This window comes from Tepidibacter hydrothermalis (assembly GCF_029542625.1).
GTDB classification, from domain to species: Bacteria; Bacillota; Clostridia; order Peptostreptococcales; family Peptostreptococcaceae; genus Tepidibacter_A; species Tepidibacter_A hydrothermalis.
The window spans coordinates 3,258,512-3,277,611 of record NZ_CP120733.1 but is presented as its reverse complement, the minus strand read 5'-3'; the positions used below and the strand labels follow the sequence as shown (position 1 = coordinate 3,277,611).

At 26.7% G+C, this 19,100-nt stretch carries 29 protein-coding genes; 23 read left to right on the top strand and 6 right to left on the bottom strand.

Going from position 1 to position 19,100, the window contains the following annotated elements; genetic code table 11:
• Positions 1-186 precede the first annotated feature (186 nt).
• Positions 187-459, top strand: a complete 273-nt coding sequence (locus P4S50_RS15505) for a CPCC family cysteine-rich protein (RefSeq protein ID WP_277731729.1) — start codon at positions 187-189, stop codon at positions 457-459.
• A 234-nt stretch (positions 460-693) separates the two neighbouring features.
• Here P4S50_RS15505 and P4S50_RS15500 read toward each other — a convergent pair whose 3' ends face one another.
• The gene (locus P4S50_RS15500; protein ID WP_277731728.1) at positions 694-1,104 is read right to left on the bottom strand and encodes a hypothetical protein; all 411 of its coding nucleotides are present in this window, start codon (positions 1,102-1,104) and stop codon (positions 694-696) included.
• A 51-nt stretch (positions 1,105-1,155) separates the two neighbouring features.
• Complete coding sequence (locus tag P4S50_RS15495; RefSeq protein WP_277731727.1) at positions 1,156-1,935, bottom strand: hypothetical protein; 780 nt, start codon at positions 1,933-1,935, stop codon at positions 1,156-1,158.
• Between the two features lie 392 nt (positions 1,936-2,327).
• Between P4S50_RS15495 and P4S50_RS15490 the strand changes: the two genes are divergently transcribed.
• The 3 genes from P4S50_RS15490 (at position 2,328) to P4S50_RS15480 (ending at position 6,236) form a co-directional block, all read left to right on the top strand.
• Complete coding sequence (locus tag P4S50_RS15490) at positions 2,328-5,315, top strand: SIR2 family protein (RefSeq protein ID WP_277731726.1); 2,988 nt, start codon at positions 2,328-2,330, stop codon at positions 5,313-5,315.
• Positions 5,316-5,436: 121 nt separating this feature from the next.
• Entirely contained in the window at positions 5,437-5,886 is a 450-nt protein-coding gene (locus tag P4S50_RS15485; protein WP_277731725.1) for a DUF7669 domain-containing protein, read from the top strand.
• Positions 5,829-6,236 (top strand): endonuclease NucS domain-containing protein, encoded by a 408-nt coding sequence (locus P4S50_RS15480; RefSeq protein ID WP_277731724.1) that lies wholly within the window; start codon positions 5,829-5,831, stop codon positions 6,234-6,236. The genes P4S50_RS15485 and P4S50_RS15480 overlap by 58 nt, the downstream gene beginning before the upstream one ends.
• Positions 6,237-6,585: 349 nt before the next feature.
• On the opposite strand, the gene P4S50_RS15475 is transcribed toward P4S50_RS15480, so the two are convergent.
• Complete coding sequence (locus tag P4S50_RS15475; protein ID WP_277731723.1) at positions 6,586-7,476, bottom strand: hypothetical protein; 891 nt, start codon at positions 7,474-7,476, stop codon at positions 6,586-6,588.
• Positions 7,477-7,727: 251 nt separating this feature from the next.
• On the opposite strand from P4S50_RS15475, the gene P4S50_RS15470 reads away from it, so the two are divergent.
• Together P4S50_RS15470 and P4S50_RS15465 are read left to right on the top strand one after the other, a co-directional pair.
• Entirely contained in the window at positions 7,728-8,603 is an 876-nt protein-coding gene (locus P4S50_RS15470; RefSeq protein ID WP_277731721.1) for a hypothetical protein, read from the top strand.
• Positions 8,604-8,621: 18 nt separating this feature from the next.
• Entirely contained in the window at positions 8,622-9,575 is a 954-nt protein-coding gene (locus P4S50_RS15465) for a DUF1848 domain-containing protein (RefSeq protein ID WP_277731719.1), read from the top strand.
• A 37-nt stretch (positions 9,576-9,612) separates the two neighbouring features.
• On the opposite strand, the gene P4S50_RS15460 is transcribed toward P4S50_RS15465, so the two are convergent.
• Both P4S50_RS15460 and P4S50_RS15455 read right to left on the bottom strand, forming a co-directional pair.
• Positions 9,613-10,119 (bottom strand): ImmA/IrrE family metallo-endopeptidase, encoded by a 507-nt coding sequence (locus P4S50_RS15460; RefSeq protein ID WP_277731718.1) that lies wholly within the window; start codon positions 10,117-10,119, stop codon positions 9,613-9,615.
• Positions 10,120-10,251: 132 nt separating this feature from the next.
• Positions 10,252-10,596: a helix-turn-helix domain-containing protein gene (locus tag P4S50_RS15455; RefSeq protein ID WP_277731717.1), complete on the bottom strand. Its 345-nt coding sequence runs from the start codon at positions 10,594-10,596 to the stop codon at positions 10,252-10,254.
• Positions 10,597-10,758: 162 nt separating this feature from the next.
• Between P4S50_RS15455 and P4S50_RS15450 the strand changes: the two genes are divergently transcribed.
• From P4S50_RS15450 to P4S50_RS15385, 14 genes are all read left to right on the top strand, one after another.
• The gene (locus tag P4S50_RS15450) at positions 10,759-10,986 is read left to right on the top strand and encodes a helix-turn-helix transcriptional regulator (RefSeq protein ID WP_277731716.1); all 228 of its coding nucleotides are present in this window, start codon (positions 10,759-10,761) and stop codon (positions 10,984-10,986) included.
• A gap of 85 nt (positions 10,987-11,071) precedes the next feature.
• Positions 11,072-11,338, top strand: coding sequence for a helix-turn-helix domain-containing protein (locus tag P4S50_RS15445; RefSeq protein WP_277731715.1), 267 nt, complete (start codon positions 11,072-11,074; stop codon positions 11,336-11,338).
• 31 nt (positions 11,339-11,369) lie between these two features.
• The gene (locus P4S50_RS15440) at positions 11,370-11,507 is read left to right on the top strand and encodes a hypothetical protein (protein WP_277731714.1); all 138 of its coding nucleotides are present in this window, start codon (positions 11,370-11,372) and stop codon (positions 11,505-11,507) included.
• A 105-nt stretch (positions 11,508-11,612) separates the two neighbouring features.
• Positions 11,613-12,149 (top strand): helix-turn-helix domain-containing protein, encoded by a 537-nt coding sequence (locus P4S50_RS15435; protein WP_277731713.1) that lies wholly within the window; start codon positions 11,613-11,615, stop codon positions 12,147-12,149.
• A 1-nt stretch (position 12,150) separates the two neighbouring features.
• Positions 12,151-12,348 carry a hypothetical protein gene (locus tag P4S50_RS15430; protein WP_277731712.1) on the top strand — a complete coding sequence of 66 codons (198 nt, stop codon included), beginning with the start codon at positions 12,151-12,153 and terminating at the stop codon, positions 12,346-12,348.
• A 139-nt stretch (positions 12,349-12,487) separates the two neighbouring features.
• Positions 12,488-12,667 (top strand): hypothetical protein, encoded by a 180-nt coding sequence (locus tag P4S50_RS15425; RefSeq protein ID WP_277731711.1) that lies wholly within the window; start codon positions 12,488-12,490, stop codon positions 12,665-12,667.
• 210 nt (positions 12,668-12,877) lie between these two features.
• Positions 12,878-13,609: a hypothetical protein gene (locus P4S50_RS15420; RefSeq protein ID WP_277731710.1), complete on the top strand. Its 732-nt coding sequence runs from the start codon at positions 12,878-12,880 to the stop codon at positions 13,607-13,609.
• A gap of 11 nt (positions 13,610-13,620) precedes the next feature.
• Positions 13,621-13,782 carry a hypothetical protein gene (locus P4S50_RS15415; RefSeq protein WP_277731709.1) on the top strand — a complete coding sequence of 54 codons (162 nt, stop codon included), beginning with the start codon at positions 13,621-13,623 and terminating at the stop codon, positions 13,780-13,782.
• 120 nt (positions 13,783-13,902) lie between these two features.
• Complete coding sequence (locus P4S50_RS15410; RefSeq protein WP_277731708.1) at positions 13,903-14,922, top strand: DnaD domain-containing protein; 1,020 nt, start codon at positions 13,903-13,905, stop codon at positions 14,920-14,922.
• Positions 14,861-15,583 (top strand): ATP-binding protein, encoded by a 723-nt coding sequence (locus P4S50_RS15405; RefSeq protein ID WP_331489736.1) that lies wholly within the window; start codon positions 14,861-14,863, stop codon positions 15,581-15,583. The genes P4S50_RS15410 and P4S50_RS15405 overlap by 62 nt, the downstream gene beginning before the upstream one ends.
• A gap of 15 nt (positions 15,584-15,598) precedes the next feature.
• Positions 15,599-15,874 carry a hypothetical protein gene (locus P4S50_RS15400; protein ID WP_277731706.1) on the top strand — a complete coding sequence of 92 codons (276 nt, stop codon included), beginning with the start codon at positions 15,599-15,601 and terminating at the stop codon, positions 15,872-15,874.
• Between the two features lie 45 nt (positions 15,875-15,919).
• A complete protein-coding gene (locus P4S50_RS15395; RefSeq protein ID WP_277731705.1) occupies positions 15,920-16,159 on the top strand; it encodes an AbrB/MazE/SpoVT family DNA-binding domain-containing protein in 240 nt (79 codons plus the stop codon).
• A 29-nt stretch (positions 16,160-16,188) separates the two neighbouring features.
• Positions 16,189-16,359 (top strand): hypothetical protein, encoded by a 171-nt coding sequence (locus P4S50_RS15390; RefSeq protein WP_277731704.1) that lies wholly within the window; start codon positions 16,189-16,191, stop codon positions 16,357-16,359.
• Between the two features lie 73 nt (positions 16,360-16,432).
• A complete protein-coding gene (locus P4S50_RS15385; protein ID WP_277731703.1) occupies positions 16,433-16,864 on the top strand; it encodes a hypothetical protein in 432 nt (143 codons plus the stop codon).
• A 150-nt stretch (positions 16,865-17,014) separates the two neighbouring features.
• Here the strand turns inward: P4S50_RS15385 and P4S50_RS15380 are convergent, their stop codons facing one another.
• Positions 17,015-17,245: a hypothetical protein gene (locus P4S50_RS15380; protein ID WP_277731702.1), complete on the bottom strand. Its 231-nt coding sequence runs from the start codon at positions 17,243-17,245 to the stop codon at positions 17,015-17,017.
• Between the two features lie 93 nt (positions 17,246-17,338).
• Here P4S50_RS15380 and P4S50_RS15375 point away from each other — a divergent pair, with 93 nt between their 5' ends.
• From P4S50_RS15375 to P4S50_RS15365, 3 genes are read left to right on the top strand one after another with little or no spacing between them, the layout of a single operon-like run.
• The gene (locus P4S50_RS15375; RefSeq protein ID WP_277731701.1) at positions 17,339-17,893 is read left to right on the top strand and encodes a host-nuclease inhibitor Gam family protein; all 555 of its coding nucleotides are present in this window, start codon (positions 17,339-17,341) and stop codon (positions 17,891-17,893) included.
• 32 nt (positions 17,894-17,925) lie between these two features.
• Positions 17,926-18,465 carry a Holliday junction resolvase RecU gene (locus P4S50_RS15370; protein WP_277731700.1) on the top strand — a complete coding sequence of 180 codons (540 nt, stop codon included), beginning with the start codon at positions 17,926-17,928 and terminating at the stop codon, positions 18,463-18,465.
• A complete protein-coding gene (locus tag P4S50_RS15365; RefSeq protein WP_277731699.1) occupies positions 18,462-19,091 on the top strand; it encodes a putative metallopeptidase in 630 nt (209 codons plus the stop codon). Before P4S50_RS15370 ends, P4S50_RS15365 begins: the two co-directional genes overlap by 4 nt.
• Positions 19,092-19,100 lie beyond the last annotated feature (9 nt).

The window sequence follows — 19,100 nt, the reverse complement described above, 5'->3', positions numbered from 1 at the left end:
AAGTAGTGTATTAATTCCTATAGGGACAGCTATATCATAAACAATATAGTGTACCTAAAAATTATGGAGATTAATTAGAATATATAAGGATAAATATTTATGAAATTAGATTTTAGTTTAGATTCGTAAATACTATAGTTATTTTCAATAATTTTATATTCATGTGATAAGAAGAAGGTGAAAAGAATGAAAACTTGTCCATGTTGCGGATATAAGACGCTAGAGGATAATTCTATATATGATATATGCGAAATATGTTATTGGGAAGATGATCCAATCCAATTTATTAATCCAGATTATATAGGAGGCGCAAATACAACATCTTTAAGACAAGCGCAGAAGAACTTTATCCATATTGGAGCATGTGATAAAGACTGTTTAGATGTAGTAAGAAAGATAACAGAAAAAGATGCAAAAGACCTTAATTGGAAACCTTTATGTAGAATAAGTGAATTGTAACATACATAGCTTTAAAGTAATATAACTGTTAATTATATATAACACATAGAATAACTCCTTGTGAATTATGTCAGAATGGGTTATTTTAAATTTTTTCAAAAATACTAATAGTAGGTAAACTATGAAAAATAATGAAAGCATCCGTGTAGGATGCTTTTATTATTTATATCTAAAACTTATAATTATTAGTTCATATATCTTTAAACAATTATTTTACTAAATTTTTAGCAGCAATTATAATGTACTAAGGTGTATAACATCTTTGGATATAGGATGACTAAGAATATCTTTATCAAGCAATCCGAATTTACTTAAATCACCCATTATAGGTTGTGAAAATTCAATTGTATCTATAGAACCTCCATGGGCGTTCTTATCTGTAGAAACTTTAATCGATAGATTTTCAAATAAAAGATCTACATCTTTTGATTCCTCAAGTTCATCATCACAAGAAATTATATTTTTATATCCTTTCAGTGTAATTAGCTTATCTTCATTAAGAAACCATTTGAATAAGATAATATCGTAATATAGTGGTCGCATGTAAGTTATGAACCCCGTTCCTTCTTCTGTAAATCCAATAATTGTATCTTCAAAACTATCATAATAAAATATGTCTGATGACCATAAGCCTATTAAATTCATTATATTTTCTCCAATCTATATTGTTCATAGTAGAAAAGCACTTTTCTATTTTTATGCTAAAATATTACCAAATCTATCGATAATATTTTTGCACTCATTTTGAGAAGAATTAATTCTTGCTTCTTCTTTTTCTAAATCATTGCATATATCTTTTAACAATCTTGAAAGATTCATCATTGACTGATTATCTTTATTAAAAATATCATTAAGAATTAAACTAAATCCCCCACTTAACATTAGATATAATCCAAGAATCGTGAAAATCATAAGAGAAACATCTTTAAATATACTTAAAGCTTCATCTAAATTTTTGATATTACCAGTGCTATAAACCCAATTTAAAAAATTGTTGCATAGTGATATAAAAAGTGCAGCAAAAACTGATGGAATAATAGGGAATTTAACTTTTAAATTTTCTGCTTCAATGGATGCAATATTTGATAATTTCTTTAATTCAACTATATCAATCTCTCCATTTTCTTCTCTTAAATACTTCAACATTTCTTTCTTTTTAAAATTATGAATTACTCTTAAAACTTTAGATGAATTCCATATAATCTCTTCTGAAGATATATCATATACACTATAAGTGACTTTCTTGGTTTTATTATTTATGAAGAAAAATAAGGCAAATAATATCAGAAAAATTGATATAAAAAATAGATTTTCATACAATGGATTTTTGATTATTGGGACACATATAGCTATAGCAATAGGAGCCAAAATAAAGGCTGTTGTAAGTAATAAAAAATACCAAAATTTAATATGAATAAATACAAGTTTGTAGGTATTTAAATTTCGTTTATAATAGTGTAATATTTCATAAATCATAATTTACCTCCTTTACATATTTCAACTATAGTTATGTATTTTAGTAGAAATATAGTAAACTACTCTCTAGTAAAATTGTAGGACAATAAAGAAAATAGTTTATACATCTTTTGAATTATAGTTCAAATGATTTCATCCTTAGCACATAATAAAATTCAATCATTTATATAAGAACTCCTTCCAAATTAATACAAAAAAATATAAAATCATACTTTTTATGGTAGAATATACCTAACTTTAAATAGACGATATACAGGAAAATGCGTAACTTTATTGTACTAAATTGAAAGTTAAATAACACATTATAAAAATATTAATACATTTAAATCATATATGTAATTTTATTAATAATTATATTAGTAAAATGAATTTAATTGGAGGTGAGTATATTTATGAGAAAAGAAATAGAAAATATGATAAACATAATAAAGCAAGAATCACAGCAAAATAAACTGGTTATATTTATAGGCGCTGGAGTTTCGAATAATTCTGGATATAAATCGTGGAATGATATTATAAAGATATTTGATACAGAAATGGAATATTCGCATGATCAGAATAAGCAGTATAGTACAGATGAACTTTTAAAAATTCCTCAATATTTTTATAATGAAAATTCGATTAGATATAAAGAAATTCTCAAAAACAATTATGGAAAGTTACCGCCAACAACTAATCCTATAGTTGATCTATTACTTGAACTAAATCCTCATCATATAATTACAACGAATTTTGATTGTTTAATTGAAATGTCATTAGCTAAGAATAATATTTATGGATGTCCTGTTGGTGATGATTTAAGTAAATACAAGGTTATTTCTAAAGATAGTGATTTAATTTCAGCTCCAAAAACAAATTTTTTAATAAAGATGCATGGAGATTTAGATAATTTTGAACATATGGTTTTAAAAGAGGATGATTATTTAAAGTATTCTAACACACATATTTTAATTGAAACTTATATTAAGTCTCTTCTTATAGATCATACATTTTTATTTGTCGGTTATAGGTTAGGTGATTATAATTTAAAACTTATTATGTCTTGGGTAGAATATATAATACAAAAGTATGATAATGATTGCAGTCAACTAAGAAAGCAACACTATTTTATTAATCCAAATTTACAACCACTTAATAAATTTGAAAAAGAATATTATAAGAAAAAAAATATTTTTATTATTGAAGCTGAACAAATACCTGAAAAATATCTAAAATTGGATATTGACTATATTGATCATCCACTTGGGAAAAATTTATATAGGACTTGTAAATATATTGTAGATGATAATAGGTATAATAAAGATATTGATGATATCTATGATTCTTTACAGTGGGTTAAAAATATAGATATGATTACTTCGGAAGACTTATTTAGAGTATTAGAGTGTTTTTATCCTTGGGATTCTTGTGTAAATAATATATTTTATTATAATCCACAATACACTTCACAATCTCTAAAAGAAGTTATTTCTTTGTTAAAAAGTGAAATAAAGTCAGAAAAAATTAATTTCATTAAAAGTGTTTTTGTTAAATCTGGGATATTACAACTATATGATAAATTAAATGATTGTAAATTTGATATAAGTGGTAACAATAGGCATACTATTACTCCTTTAATGTTTAATTTTGATTTTAAAGGTATAAAAAATCTTAAAGATAGTTTATCTAATTCATCTAATCCTATTGATATTTTGAAATTTACATATCTGCAATGTTACTTTTGGGGAGAAGATGAAGAAATGAAAGAATTAATGGAAAGTCTTTTACCTATATTTAAACAATGTAAAGATTATTTTCACCTAATAATTATCGAACATAATTTATTTGTCACTCTTCAATCTGATAGAGCCAAATATAAAAATATAACGAATGTATTACAAGAAGATATTAAAAATAGATATTCAACACTACTAGATTATTTAGATGGATTTGAGTCTTTATATTCAGAAGTCGCTATTACTAAAACTAAAACTTCCGATAGGCTAAACCCATACTATCATAGTGTTACTACAGAATTTGGAGAAAAAAATATCTCTTATAAAAAATTGAAAACTCGCTTAAATGATATTTTGAAATACCTTTTTGAAAATTGCATTATAACGAATAGATATCAGGGGGCAAATTGTGAATTATCGAAATTAAAAGATATTTTTTATGAATACATTGATTTATCACTATGCTTTATTTCTCCTAAAAGCAATATGCGAATAGTTGATAAAAAAACAGGAGATCAATACGAAAGAACATTATTAAATGAAAATGATATATTTATTGCAATTTATTATTTAAAACCACAACAATTACGTTTTTTATTTGAAAAACATAATATTAATAATATATGTGCAACAGAAAAAGTGAAAAATTATATACTTAATTCCCTTGAAAATATGATTAGTTCATTAGATGTTGTACTGCCCCTTAATACAAGTAAAACAGTAGATATTTTAGAAAACTTTTTAATTGTTATTGAGAAAGTATTATATGAGGAAAGTAAATATAATTATATTTTCAAGAAAATTATTAGTATATTTGAAAAAATAATAAAAGTAAATAATGATTATGAGTATAACATGTGTTTCAATTTTATTTTAAGTCTAATGGAATATATAAATAGAATTCTACAAAAGCATAGTAAAGTAATATCTGAAAATATACTAAAATCATTTATTGAATCATTTATTGAATCATTTATTAATAATGATTTGGAGCAGAATAAGTATTATATTGCATTTATAGATCGGATTCATTTATTAGGAAATATGAGTGGATTTTTAGATTACTATTATAACTGCTATTTAGAATTTGATCTATCCAGTGAATTTAATGTTTATTGTAAAAATAATTTAATGGTATATTATGACGATTTTATAATTCAAATATATCCTATACTTAATTTAAACTTAAGATGTGAAATAAATAGCTATTTACAAAGCAAAATAGAGGTTCTTTCATTAAAACAAATGTACCAAGCTTTGATTAATAAAGGATTAGAGTATAATGATGCAGTGAAAAATCGTCTTATTGTTCTATGCCGTAATAATATATTAGGAAAATCAGAAAATCTATATAATACAAATAATCCTCTGTATTCAATAGCAAGGCTTACTGAACAAGGAATAATCAAAGATATTTTTTCATATAGAGAATTCCTTGGAATATTTCATTTTTTTGATTTTGTATGTTTTCCTGAAAAATTTGATTTTCATCACTTTGATGTATCTTGGAGCTCATGGATGACACTTGATAAATATGCTAATATAGGAATAAAACATGCTAGTGATATATTGAAAACTAAGTACAAATCAGCAATGGAAAATGGACCAACAGAAATAGTCAAGGCCATATATTATAAATATTTTTATGAAAATAATAAACAATAAAAGAAATAGATTCAGAAATTATTACATATATATTATTATGAAGAAAAGTTAAATATTTTTATATATCTAATTAATTGAAAGAATGATTATAAAAATAAGTTAACAAAGAGGGTGTGATTAAATGAGTTATAGGCCATACGTATGGCAAATGGTTAAGGAAGCTATGGATAATATTGGAGAAAAAGCAACGTATTCTGAAATTAAGAAATATATTCATAGTAAATATGATAATGTCAATGATAATACAATAAATTGTCAGATTATTGTTTGTACAGTAAATCATAGAACTAGAATTCATTATCCTGAAAATAAAAAATCAAGAATAGCAAATACAAAATATGATTATTTATATACAATTGGCAGAGGTGAAGTTGAAAAATATAGACCAGATAAACATGGAATATGGGAAATAAAAGAAGATGAAACTGGAAAGTTAATTGTTGCTTTGAGAGAAAATGTAAATGAGAAAATAGAAAATACTAATAAAAATGGTATATTTGAAAAAAAGAAGCGTTGGAGTATACATTTCCATTTGAAAAGCATCTTAGAGATTTTATTGTACAGAACTTAGATACCATTAAATTTAGAGGAAAAACTTTAAACTTATATGTTGATGATAATGAAACGGATGGAGTAGAATATAGAACAGGTGTTGGGATTATAGATGTATTAGCGGTTGATGAAGAAGGGAATTTCGTAATATTTGAATTAAAACTTAGTAGAGGAAATGATGCAACTCTTGGACAGGTTCTAAGATATATGGGCTGGGTAGAAACGCATATTTCAAATGGAAAAAAAGTTTCAGGAATTATTGTAGCAAAGAGCATAGATGAAAAATTAAAATATGCGGTATCACAGATTAAAAATGTTAGTTTATTTGAATACGAGATTGATTTTAAGATTGAAGAAGCTAAAATATGAGTATGATAGGAATATATTACAAGTATAAGCATTAACTTAGTTTTTTTACAATTCAATATAGTCTTAACTATTATAATATGGAAAGCAGAATTGAGTTGATAAATTTAATTTGATTATATACTGTTCTATTTTTAGATTTATTTAAATTTAAAAAGTAATATAAAAAGATAATTTTAATTTAGTAAATGAACATGTTTTGTGTGAAAGTATATTAAATTTATTAACGAGAGGAGTTTACTAAAAGATATATTAGATGTGATAATTAGATTGTGTAAATAAGCCAATTAAAAAAGGTAGTGGTAATAATTACCTTTTATTTAATTGGCTTATTTAATATCATTAAATAGCTTTATATAGTAGGAGCACTTTCTTCATGTAAATAAGATTCTTTTTTTGATAATGGTAAAGAATCTGATTCAACTAATTTAACTTGTTTTGAATATTTTATTACATCATCAATATAATGATTATACTCTTTATAAAATCCAATTTCAGAATTATTTTCGAGAATTAATGTTGGAGATTCAAATGGTCCTCTAAGAAGATAAGGAGTAACAATCATTTTATTTCCCGATTTAACCAAGAAATTTTTAGGTAAAGTTCTAGAATAATAAACTGATATGTATTTATATATATCATCTTTTTTTGAGTTATTTAAAATTGATTGTTTTATTGTACTTACTACGTGTCTAATATGATTTTTTAAAACAGTAGGTTTATTTTCTGCTTCTTCTTGGAATTTTAATTCATTACTTTCTGGATCTGCAAATATTATTCTGATTTTGTATTTTTTTGAAGCTAGTTGTATAAGTAAGTCGATTATGTTATTTGGCATAAAAAAACTATACATTGATATACCTATAATATCTATTTGTTTGGGATTTGCACTTTTAAAAAAATCTTCCCATGAATTAAAATTATTTATAACGCTATCTTTATCTCTATTGAAGACATTATCTCGTCCTTTAATAATATTTTTAATACCCAAATCATTTAAATTATCTTTTTGAATCATGTTAATTACATCATATTTTATTAAATATATCGTTACTGCAGATGATATTAAAGCAACACCAAAATTTTCAGTTAATGACTGAAGTATCTCTTTAATCCATTGCATCGTGTGAAGGTTCAAATACTGACCTATAATACATCCAATACTCACAAAAAAAATTCCTGTAATTATTAGAGTAAAAAATATATTTTTTATATGTTTCATTAGAAATGTATAGAGCTTCAATCAAATTCCTCCCTTAGTTGAAAATATATTAAAATATAATACCTGTTAGAAACACCTAATAAGATGTAATTATACATATATTTTCAAATACCTGCTAAATTATTACAAAATAACACTACTATATGGTAAAATATACCTAAAGTAATATTCAAGTGTATATAAATTATATTATTAAAAAATGATGAAATAAGTAAAATTTATAAGATTTAAAGCATATAGATTATAAAAAGTAATATTTATAGGAGGAATGTATGCGAGATTTTTTAAAGAATAGTATGGAACAGATATATAATGATTTTATAGAAGAATTGGATAATATGGATTGCTGTTGTGAGCTTAAAAATTTGAGATTTGATTCAGCAAATATTCCAAATTACTCAAATAGAATTATTCAACAATTATATTTATTAAGGTATTTTCCTGCATATTTATTTGAATATTTTGATGTTTATTCAGATTTAATTAAAAAACATTCATTAGAAGATTATAATGTATTATCAATTGGATCAGGGTGTGGAATAGATTATTATGGATTACATTTTGCCTTAGATAGAAATAATGAATCAATATGCTATACTGGAGTAGATAAAATTAATTGGAGCTATAGATTTGATTTAGAAAATGACGAATATTACTTCATCAATGAAGATATATCTAACTGGGATAAGCTTGATTGGGATGGATATAACATATTAATATTTCCTAAGTCTATTGGAGAGTTTACTGAGAAGGACTTTAAGAAATTATTAGATATGTTAAGAAGGTCAAAATTTAAACATGAAGATATATATATAATTTCATCAATACGAGAACTAAATGATGATATTGATACACGTAGACTTGTAAAAATTATTAATGTACTTGAAAAAAAACATAAGTATAAATGTTTAGATGATAAAACTACATATACTCATTATATTGAAAATGTAGGGATTAGAAAATTTTTTGATGATTTTATTTACCCAGATGAAATACTTAGTGAAATTCTACAGATATTAAATCACTGTAATAAATATAAGGAAAATGGATATAATTCATGTGAACATGATTGTGAGTCACTACTTAATAAGTGGCCTATTTTGAAAACCGGACATATAAAATATCAAATTAAGAAGCTAAGTAAATAATTATTTAAGGAGAATAATATGATTTTAAGTGTTAGTAGAAGAACCGATATACCAGCATTTTATAGTGATTGGTTTTTTTATAGATTAAAGGAAGGATATGTATATGTTAAAAATCCATTCAATACTAAACAAATAAGCAAGATAGAGTTAAATACTCATATCGTAGATTGTTTTGTTTTTTGGACAAAAGATCCTTTACCAATGATGAATAGATTAGATGAATTAAGAGAGTATAATTATTACTTCCAATTTACTTTAACATCTTATAGAAAAGATGTTGAAACTAATATTAGAAGTAAAAAGGATATAATTAAAACGTTTAAAACGCTATCGAATAATATAGGTAAAGAAAAAGTCATATGGAGATATGATCCTATTCTTATAAATGATTTTTATACTAAAGAATATCATTATAAATGGTTTGAGAAATTTGCATCTGAATTAAGCAACTATACAAATAAATGTGTAATAAGTTTTTTAGATTTATATAAAAAGACAGAAAGAAATACTAAAGAGTTAAATATAATTAAATTAAATGAAAAAGATATATATGAAATAGCAGAACGCTTTTCAAATATAGGAAAAGAATATAATATAGATATAGAAACATGTTCAGAAGCTATTGATTTAAGTCATTATGGAATAAAAAAAGGAAAATGTATAGATGATACATTAATATCAGAAATTATAGATTCAAAAATTGATATAAAAAAAGATGATACTCAAAGAGAGGTATGTGGTTGTGTTAAAAGTGTTGATATAGGACAGTATAATACATGTAAACATAATTGTTTATATTGTTATGCAAACTTTAATTACAAACAAGTTGAGCAAAACAGCAACAAGCATATTAAGAAGTCACCGCTATTAGTTGGAGTTCCCTGTGGAGATGAAAAAATAACTGTTCGTAAATTAAAATCAATAAAAAGTAACAAGAAAGATGGCATTATTCAGTTGAAACTTAATATATAAGTATAAGTTTAGCCTATAATTTCAAATTATAGGCTTTTTACATTTTTGCGAAAATACTAACTGTAGGTAAACTATGTAAACATAAATACATCTTATCATCAAGCTCCCAAGTAATCTTCTGCTTAGCCATAAATTTAAACTTTAACATCAAAAACTCCTCAGTAACATAGAAATAATCTACTAATTCATTAAAAGTAAAACCAATTTTATTTTTTATAGTATCAATAAGCTTATCTGTAGGAACTAAAAAATCAGTAGCCCACTTTAATGCAGCTAATTCTTTTTTATCAAGTTCAATCCTTTCGTTATAACACATATACTTTCTAGGAGTAATATCTCCTATAGTAGTTCTATAATGGCCAATTTCCTCAGCTAATACAGCTCTGTATAATCTTTCATTATTTCTTATATTTTCATTTATTAAAATTATGTAATAATCTTTATGACAGTAATAATATCCCAATACTGATTCTGGTAGAGGAGCATATAGTTTTAATATTTGGCACTTATCTAAGATAGTTTCTAACTTTTCTGTTGAAATCATATTAATCCTCCTTTTTTGCACCGAACGTATGTTCTAAACAAATTATAACATAATTTGACAAAGTAAAAAAGCAATATAAATATTTTTTAATAAAAAAAGAATCCTTTATAAAGTAAAAAAGGATTCTTTAAATTATTTTTTCTTTAATGTACCATCAGGATTATATTTTTGCTTAACAAATTCAATATAGTCTTCAATCTGTTTGATAGCTTCTTCTGATAATCCACCTACATCAAGATTGTGATAGGCTTTGGTTTCTATATTAGTAGTAGTTTTTATATCACTTTGTCCTAATAGATAGTCTATTGATACTTCAAAATAGTCTGCTATTTTCTTTAATGTATCATGATCAGGTTCTTTTCTTTCCGTTTCATAACCTGCAATAGTAGAACGGTTTTTGCTTATTATTACAGCTAACTCTTCTTGAGTTAGACCTTTTTCTTTTCTAAGTTGCTTCATTCTTTCTGCAAAAGCCAATGTAATCACCTCTCTAATAGAATTGTACTTTAAAATGTCCCTAAAATAAACATTTTAAGAATAAATGTCCCAAAAAGAAAATATATTCTTGACAATGTTTCTAAATGGGACTATAATTAAAATATAAAAGTTGCTAAATGGGACACTATGGAGGTGAAAATAGTGAGAAAAAATTTAAAAAATGAAAGAGAAAAACTTGGGTTAACACAAGCTCAATTAGCAAAAATATTAGGAGTTGCAAGGACTACATATACAAATATAGAATTGGGATTAAAAAATCCATCATTTAGTCTTGCGTTAAAAATAAAAAAAGAATTAAAAGCTAAAGATGATAATATTTTTTTAAAAACTAATGTCCCAAAAAGAAACAAAAACCGTAGATTAGCCTAAATAATAGTATTTTTACATTAAATAAATATATTAAAAATCAAGTTATATAACACTAGAAAAAATTAAATTAATTAGGAGGGATAATATGAAAATCGAAAATAGCATATTAGAAAATCAATCAAATCAAGAGTCACTAAAACTTTTAAAAGTGAAAGAGGTAGCTCAAATTTTAAGAGTTAATGTAAATAAAGTGTATGACCTTATAAGAAAAGGACATATAACAGCATTAAAATTAGGAGATTTAAAAGTTACAAGATTTGAACTTACACGATTTATAAATGAAGCCAGTGGAAAAGACTTCACAGATCTTGATAATATTAAAAACTTTAATCCAAGTGAAGATTTTTCATAAAAGATATTTATATATGAAAGGGGGTGAGTATATGACAATCAAGGAAGGACAGAGGGAGGGGAGAATAAGGAGATATGTATTTACATGTAAGGTAAGAGATTTAACTTCTAAATTACAAGAGGTGTCCTTAAAAGTAAGGATTCTAAAAGCATTAAACATTTATCATTAACTTAATTGTAGCAAAGTGCCATGGAATAAAGATATAGAGGAATATAGACATTGAAAATATTCTAGGTGATAAACATTTGAAAACTAAATAGAAAGGGTGTGTGAAATGTGCTATAGGGTTCTAATGAAGAGAGAAAGGAAAAGAAAGCACTTAAGCCAAGAGCAATTTTCAATCTTATTGAATGTATCTCAATCGGATATATCAGAATGGGAAGCAGGTAAAAGGCAAATCCCAATAGATATAAAAAAGAGGATACCTGACATATTGGATAGCAGCAGACTAAGGCTTGAAATCGTAAATGAACTAGATGCAGATTTAATTGTTACACCATACTACTCAGGGATTAAGAGTGACTTAATAAGACTTATAGCAAAGAACATTGAAGAGGAAGAAGAATCCATTAAAGCACAAAAGGAACTGTTCAATATAGTACTGGAGAATATGACAGGTAAGGAATACACCAAGGAACAAATCGAAAAGATAAGTGATTTGATGGAACAAATAGCTGATCCAGTTGGATGGAAGAGAATGCTCTTAGTAGGAGTTGAAGAAGAAATAGGAATTCCTATTAAAAGTATAAATAAACGAATTCAAAGAAAGGTAATTTCTAAATCATATGCTCAAACGAGAGGAAGGCATTAATATGGTTAAGCATATAAAGTTTTTGATTAATCACGAGAAATACTCACAGCTAGCAGATCAATCACAAACTATAAAATCTATAAAAGTTTTATTTAAAATATCTAAAGAAAAAGGGAACTTTGATAACTTTGAAGAGATTTTAAATACTATAGATTTAGTAGTAGGTGAAAAGTTAGCAGAAATAAAAAAAGACCTTTAAGCGGCAACTTAAAAGTCTTTAAAAATTAATTTTTAAAAAAATAATGTATCTGAATTATAACACGAAAAAAATGTTTCAAACAATAATTTTTATAAAAAAGTTAGATGATTTATAAAAAAACTAAGAAGGAGATATGAAGATGATATATATACCGCTAGAAGTATTGGAAGAGATAAATGAGTGCAAACACGAGATTAAAGAACTTGATAAAGCTATAAGTGAGGTTACAAAGATAGAGTTAAAGAATTACCTATCAGATACAAGAGATTGGTTTGTAAATAGATTAAATGAACTTGAAAGCAAAGTACATGTAGCATAGGAGGTAAATATTACTCTTAATGAACTAAAGAGAGAGCTTGAAGAAGTTAAGATGAATGTGAATGATACAAAACACTATAGAGTGTTGCACCTTAGAATACAAGCCATAAGAGAACTAGAGAATAGATTAGAAAAAGAACAGGTTAGCAATATAGAAATTTCGGCTTAGATAGAAAGAAACTAAAAGCAATAACCATAGGAGGAACAGAAAATGAATAACGAGGTACAAGTAATGCCAAGCACAGTATCAATAATAGATTCGGTTAACCTTAACCAATTAGCAAATACAATGACTAAAATAGGGCAAATGCAATCAGTAATACAAAAGACTCTAAGACAGAATCATGACTTTGGGGTTGTGCCTGGGACTAAAAAACCAACACTTTTAAAACCAGGAGCAGAAAAAATATTGATGTTACTTGGACTTAGAAGTGAATTTGAGATAGTAGATTCAACAAGAGACTTTGAGAATGGTTTTTTTCAATATCAAGTTAGATGCAGATTATACAAAAATGAAATGCTAATTACAGAAGGATTGGGAGCTTGCAATACTAGAGAAAGCAAATATAAAAAACTAGATCCATTTACCATAGATAACACAATATTGAAGATGGCTAAGAAAAGAGCTTTAGTCGATGCAACCTTATTAGTATCTTCACTTTCAGATATATTCACTCAAGACCTTGAAGATATGGACTTAAATGGTACAAACATAGATGAAAGCTCTAAACAAACATATACGGATACATCAGGAACGATAAGCAAAGCTCAAGCAAAGAGAATGTTCGCAATAGCACAAGGAAGTGTAGATACAGTAAAAGAGATAATCGGAAAGTATGGCTATACATCAAGTGAAGATGTTAAGAAAACGGATTATAACAAAATCTGTGAAGAGATAGAGTCTAAGTTAAAGGATGACTTTGAAGGAACTCCATTAAGCTAGGAGGTATGGTTATGGACCCAATAGAGAGATTAAGTTTACAACAGGATATAGATTATTATGGCTTTGAGGCTCTACCACAGCCCTTAGGAGTAGAGTTGATAGAAATAGAAGGTACTAGCCTTATAGAAATTAAAACTCCCACCAAAGATGCCCTCTTTAATTGGTGGGAGTAGGGGGAAATAAAAGTATGTAGTTGGGGGAGAATTAACTCCCCTAAAATTAAGGTTTTAAGGAATATTCTTATTTAGATTATGGACGGGTTTTATAAATTTTATACAAAAGAAGGTGAAGTAATGGATAAACTTAGGAAAGTTGTAATAAAAGAAGAGTACATAGCTATAACGGGTGAAATGTTAGAAGCTATTTTATTAAATCAAATGATTTATTGGAGTGAAAAAGTACAAGATTTTGATAAATTCATAAACGAAGAAAATGAAAGAGTTAAACAATACAAAGAAAAAAATGAATTAATACAGGAGCTAAATAACGGATGGATCTATAAAAAAGCATCAGAATTAAAAGAAGAATTAATGGATATAGCATCGGAAAAAACAATAAATCGTAAATTAGATAACTTAGTTGAAAAAGGCTACTTAGATAGAAGAAGAAACCCTAAATATAAGTATGACAGGACATATCAATATAGAGTAAATTTCATGAATCTAATAAAAGCTTTATTTGAAAAAGGATATACACTACAAAATTATAAAATAGACATTAATTTTTACTATGAAGCTTTAAGAACCAACAAAGGACAAAATGACGATAGCAACCCTTCGAGTGACATTTCGGAAAGTCAAGATGACGTTTTAAAAAGTCATGGTGACGGCTCACACCGACACAGTGACGGAGCAATACCAAAGATTACTACAAAGAGTTTTTGTAGTAGTAATAAGGAGTTCTCAGAAATAAAAAAAGTATTCGATCAAAATATTCATCCAATAACTCCAATTGAAGCTCAAAAGTTAATAGCTTATCTAGATGATGATCAGATGGATTATAGATTAATCATAAGAGCAATTGAAATAGCAGTTTGTAACTCAAAGAGGTATCTAGCCTATATCGAAGGTGTATTAAAACGATGGAGAGAGAATAACTTACTAACCTTAGAAGCTGTTGAAGCTTATGAAAGAGACTATCAAGAAAAGAAAAACAGTAAGGGAGTTGTTAGAAATGGATATAGAGACACTTCTAAAAAAGAGAGTGCAAACTCTTTTGAGGGATACAAGCCACCAGAGTGCAAACTCAGTGATGAAGTCGCAGAACTTAACGATGAACAACTCAACAAGCTCATTGATGAACTCGGAATATGATTGTCCTAAATGCAAGGATAGAGAAATGATATATGATCCAAAACTAGATGCTATGGAGTATTGCCAGTGTAGAGAAAGAAAGCAGTATGAGAGGATTTTAAAAAATAGTGGAATATCTGAGGCGTTCAGAGAAAAGACCTTGAAGAATTATAAAGCTACTAATGAACTTACTGCAAAAGCTAAGAAGAAGGCTGTAAATTATATAGCTAACTTTGATAAGCAAAGCTCAATAGCTTTATTAGGACAAGTGGGCGCGGGTAAAACTCATTTATCTATAGCCATAGCAAATGCTTTAATGTCAAAAAACATTGGTGTCCTATACATGCAATATAGAGACTTTATAACTCAAATTAAGCAAAATATGATTGATGAATATTACTACCAAAGGGAGATATCAAAATATAAGAATGCTACAGTGCTGCTTATAGATGATTTATTCAAAGGGAAAGTAACTGAATCAGATATAAATATTATGTTCGAGTTAATTAATTACAGGTATTTAAAAGGTGCTCCAATTATAGTATCTAGCGAGTACACATCAGATAATCTGCTAAATATTGATGAAGCTATAGGAAGTAGAATTATAGAAATGTGTGAGAGTAAAATCATTGAGTTTGTAGGAAAAAACTTTAATCATAGATTAAATAAACTAGTTATTTAACAAGGGGGAAGAGCAATGGCAAGAATACCTTGCACAGTAAATCCAATTGATACTAAATCAATATTAAATCATAGAAAAATTGTATTAACCCCAGGGGATGTATACCTAGTAGAAACAACAGAATCTAGCTGTTATGACTTAACAAATAGAAGAGGAAGAAAGTCAAATAATAAAAGACTACTATTCGTATGTGAAACAGAGAATTTATATGTATTTGAACATCCATCAGGATTAAGAGAATGCTTTAGTAAATGTACGCCAAAAGGAGAGTTGAAAATTAAGTTAGCTTAATACAAAAGGTTAAATAATATAAAAACAAATCGAAGGAGATTGAATATGAAATCAACAGGAATAGTTAGAAAGGTAGATCAATTAGGAAGAATAGTTTTACCTGCAGAACTTAGAAAAACATTAAATGTAGCAGATAAGGATCCAATTGAAATATATGTTGATGGAGAAAGGATAGTATTAAAAAAATATGAGCCAAGCTGTGTATTTTGTGGGGAAGCTAAAGATACAAAGTATTTTGAAGGTAAGAATATATGCAGCAAATGCATAGATAAACTAAGTAAATAAATTCAATAAGAGATAGGGAAGAAGGAACAATGGAACTAGAAAAAAGGATTGAAAAACTTGAAAAAAAGATTGAGGAATTTGATATGAAAATAATGACCTTGAGGTGCATACAATCAGAAAATGCAATGTATCTTCATAGTAGAGTGGTTGTTTTGGTTATTGGAATTGTAGTTGGAGTTACAATAGGACGTATTTTATAAACCTGACCATATTGTTCACCTAAATTATAGATAACAACAAAATTAAGATACAAGAAATAAGGGGGAAATAAATATGAAATTACAAGAAATACATGATGCAGAAGATATTAAAGGGTTAATAGGTATGAGCATAGTTAATGTAGATATAAAAGAAAAAGGATCTAATGAGGTTGATAAACTAATCATTGATTTAAAAAATATAAAAGGAGAACAAGCAAGTATATGTGCTGATTCTAAAGGGAATTGGTTTTACATAAAAAAAGAAAAGTTCAATATGCATAATATGTTAAACAACATTCTTGAAGAGTTTAATAAAACTATCCATGGTATAGATTATTACTTTATCAAAGATGAAAAGTTGGTGTTTGGAAATGAAGATGAAGGTTGTTTTATATGTGGGGTAAATGATGTAAATCAAGTATCTGTTTTAGAGGATAGAATAATTCTTAAAGGGGATAGGTTAGGTTCAAATTTTCATTTAGTAGAACATGGATTAGAAATTTAGTATAGGAGGAAATATGGGAGTTTTTACTTGAGACAGTGAAGTTAATTGAAAAAAGAATACAAAAGGAAAGTCATAAGCCATGGCTTGAAGTAATCGAGCAAGTAAAAGCAGAGTTGAAAACTAAAACTATGAAGTTTTAGATATAAATTATTAGAATAACATATAAATAAAACAAAGGTATATAGAAATTCCAACAGGGCTATCTAATAAATCATTACCAGTAATAAAATGATTAACTGCAATTGTAATTATAAATAAAGCACAAATTATTGATCTATTTAGTTTTGAAAGTTTGGTTTTATAATTAAATTCTATATTAAAAAAATAAAGAATTATGGCAGGAATAGTAGCTGCTAAAAGCTTTAATATTAGAATAGACAATATTTAAAACCACCTTTCTTAATTAAAAATATAGAACTAGTATATAACAAATTAACACATATTACCATTGAGGTGATTGAGGAGGAAAATATAGTGAATGAAAATTATAGATTATCAGATATATTTTTAAGTGTAGAGGAAGAAGAAAGAGAAACTTGGAAGATAGATAACGACAATACAGCTGATTGGGCACTTGATAAGATAAAAGAATCTAGAGAGGAATATGAAAGATTTGAAAAAGTAGCCATGGCAAAAATAGAGCAAGTTAAAGCAGCATTAGATCAAGAGAAAAAGAAAATGGAGAATGAGACAGGTTTCTTTGAAAGTAAATTGAGAGAGTATATAGAAACAGTTAAAACTAAAGATACAAAGACTCAAAAGACTTATAGTTTACCAAGTGGAAAGTTAGTTATAAAAAAAGATAAAGAAGATTTCAAATTAGATAAAGAGAAAGTTTTAGAGAATCTTAAAAAATTAGAAGGATATGAAGATTATATAAAAACTAAAGAGGATCTAGCATGGGGAGATCTTAAAAAGAATTTAGCAATAGCAGATGGACAGATAATAAATAAGACTACTGGAGAAGTATTAGACATAGAAGGCTTAGGAGTAGAAGTAAAATCGGGGAAATTTGAAATTAAGTTTTAATAGAATAAATGGATATATCAAGGGGAGCGATTATGAGAGATACAGGTTATATAAAAAATTATAAGATGGCTAATAAAGGTATGTTGTTTGAGGAAGAAATAATAAAAGCTAATGAGGGTTATAAAAATAGAGGGATAGCTCTAATACAAAAGATTAGTACTCCATGGCAAGTGAAAAGACAAGGAAAGAAAATAGTATCTGCATTTCCAGTAGGTAAATCAACTTTAGATTTTAGGGGAACAGTTAAACCAGGAATATCAATATCTTTTGATTGTAAAGAGGTTGAAAAGGAAGATAGAGGATTGCCACTTAAAAATATAGAGTCACATCAAATTGAGTACATAAAAGAAGCATTATATATGGGGGAAGTAAGTTTTATTCTATGTTACATGAAGATGTTTGATAAAAGATATTTGATACAAGGTAATAAGGTGATTGATTACTGGGTTAGATGGAAGGCTAACAAAGGGAAGAGAGGATTTAATTACATACCAGTAGAGATAATGACAGAAGTAAAATCAAGAAGTGGAATAGTACTTGATTATCTTGAAGGACTGGAGGGAGTAATGTGAAAAGAAAATTAATAATATTTGATGAAGATAGTGGAGAAGAAATTGAAAAAATAGAGTTTTCAGGTGGCTATAATATATCGGTAGCTAACCTATATGATTCAGGCAAAATAAGATTCATAAGAAAGCTTGATAATGGTAAATTTGGAGATAAACACTGGATAAAGAACTATTTATATGGGCCTTTAGCTAAAAGACTTATAGAAAAGTTTGATGAGATAAGACATATAAAATCAGAAAAGATACTTTTTATAGAAGATACAGAATGGGAACCAGGAATATCAAAGCAACCATGGATTGCTAGAATAAAAAAAGCTAATAAAGAACTTGAAAGTATTACAGGTTATGAGTATGTAATGGAGATAAGAGGTTATTATACGGATAAAATGAGTAAATCCCAAGTGATAGCATTAATATATCATGAGCTTAGACATATACATCAAGATGGAACACTAATAAAGCATAATATAGAGGATTGGAGCAACATGGTGGCTACTTTAGGCAAGGATTGGGCTACTACAATGGAAGCTATAGAGAATATACTAGATGATGATTTTATAGGATGGGATGACCTTAGAAAAGCAGGTAGACAAATAAGCATGTTTGAGGGGTTAAGGATGGTGAAATAAATTCTATAA

Coding starts and splice junctions, on each gene's coding strand:
- P4S50_RS15440 (WP_277731714.1), top strand. CDS start 11,370: ATGACAATCAAGGAAGGACAGAGGGAGGGGAGAATAAGGAGATATGTA.
- P4S50_RS15495 (WP_277731727.1), bottom strand. CDS start 1,935: ATGATTTATGAAATATTACACTATTATAAACGAAATTTAAATACCTAC.
- P4S50_RS15435 (WP_277731713.1), top strand. CDS start 11,613: ATGTGCTATAGGGTTCTAATGAAGAGAGAAAGGAAAAGAAAGCACTTA.
- P4S50_RS15500 (WP_277731728.1), bottom strand. CDS start 1,104: ATGAATTTAATAGGCTTATGGTCATCAGACATATTTTATTATGATAGT.
- P4S50_RS15425 (WP_277731711.1), top strand. CDS start 12,488: ATGATATATATACCGCTAGAAGTATTGGAAGAGATAAATGAGTGCAAA.
- P4S50_RS15415 (WP_277731709.1), top strand. CDS start 13,621: ATGGACCCAATAGAGAGATTAAGTTTACAACAGGATATAGATTATTAT.
- P4S50_RS15405 (WP_331489736.1), top strand. CDS start 14,861: ATGAAGTCGCAGAACTTAACGATGAACAACTCAACAAGCTCATTGATG.
- P4S50_RS15385 (WP_277731703.1), top strand. CDS start 16,433: ATGAAATTACAAGAAATACATGATGCAGAAGATATTAAAGGGTTAATA.
- P4S50_RS15490 (WP_277731726.1), top strand. CDS start 2,328: ATGAGAAAAGAAATAGAAAATATGATAAACATAATAAAGCAAGAATCA.
- P4S50_RS15445 (WP_277731715.1), top strand. CDS start 11,072: ATGAAAATCGAAAATAGCATATTAGAAAATCAATCAAATCAAGAGTCA.
- P4S50_RS15400 (WP_277731706.1), top strand. CDS start 15,599: ATGGCAAGAATACCTTGCACAGTAAATCCAATTGATACTAAATCAATA.
- P4S50_RS15470 (WP_277731721.1), top strand. CDS start 7,728: ATGCGAGATTTTTTAAAGAATAGTATGGAACAGATATATAATGATTTT.
- P4S50_RS15485 (WP_277731725.1), top strand. CDS start 5,437: ATGAGTTATAGGCCATACGTATGGCAAATGGTTAAGGAAGCTATGGAT.
- P4S50_RS15370 (WP_277731700.1), top strand. CDS start 17,926: ATGAGAGATACAGGTTATATAAAAAATTATAAGATGGCTAATAAAGGT.
- P4S50_RS15465 (WP_277731719.1), top strand. CDS start 8,622: ATGATTTTAAGTGTTAGTAGAAGAACCGATATACCAGCATTTTATAGT.
- P4S50_RS15410 (WP_277731708.1), top strand. CDS start 13,903: ATGGATAAACTTAGGAAAGTTGTAATAAAAGAAGAGTACATAGCTATA.
- P4S50_RS15390 (WP_277731704.1), top strand. CDS start 16,189: ATGGAACTAGAAAAAAGGATTGAAAAACTTGAAAAAAAGATTGAGGAA.
- P4S50_RS15430 (WP_277731712.1), top strand. CDS start 12,151: ATGGTTAAGCATATAAAGTTTTTGATTAATCACGAGAAATACTCACAG.
- P4S50_RS15395 (WP_277731705.1), top strand. CDS start 15,920: ATGAAATCAACAGGAATAGTTAGAAAGGTAGATCAATTAGGAAGAATA.
- P4S50_RS15505 (WP_277731729.1), top strand. CDS start 187: ATGAAAACTTGTCCATGTTGCGGATATAAGACGCTAGAGGATAATTCT.
- P4S50_RS15420 (WP_277731710.1), top strand. CDS start 12,878: ATGAATAACGAGGTACAAGTAATGCCAAGCACAGTATCAATAATAGAT.
- P4S50_RS15460 (WP_277731718.1), bottom strand. CDS start 10,119: ATGATTTCAACAGAAAAGTTAGAAACTATCTTAGATAAGTGCCAAATA.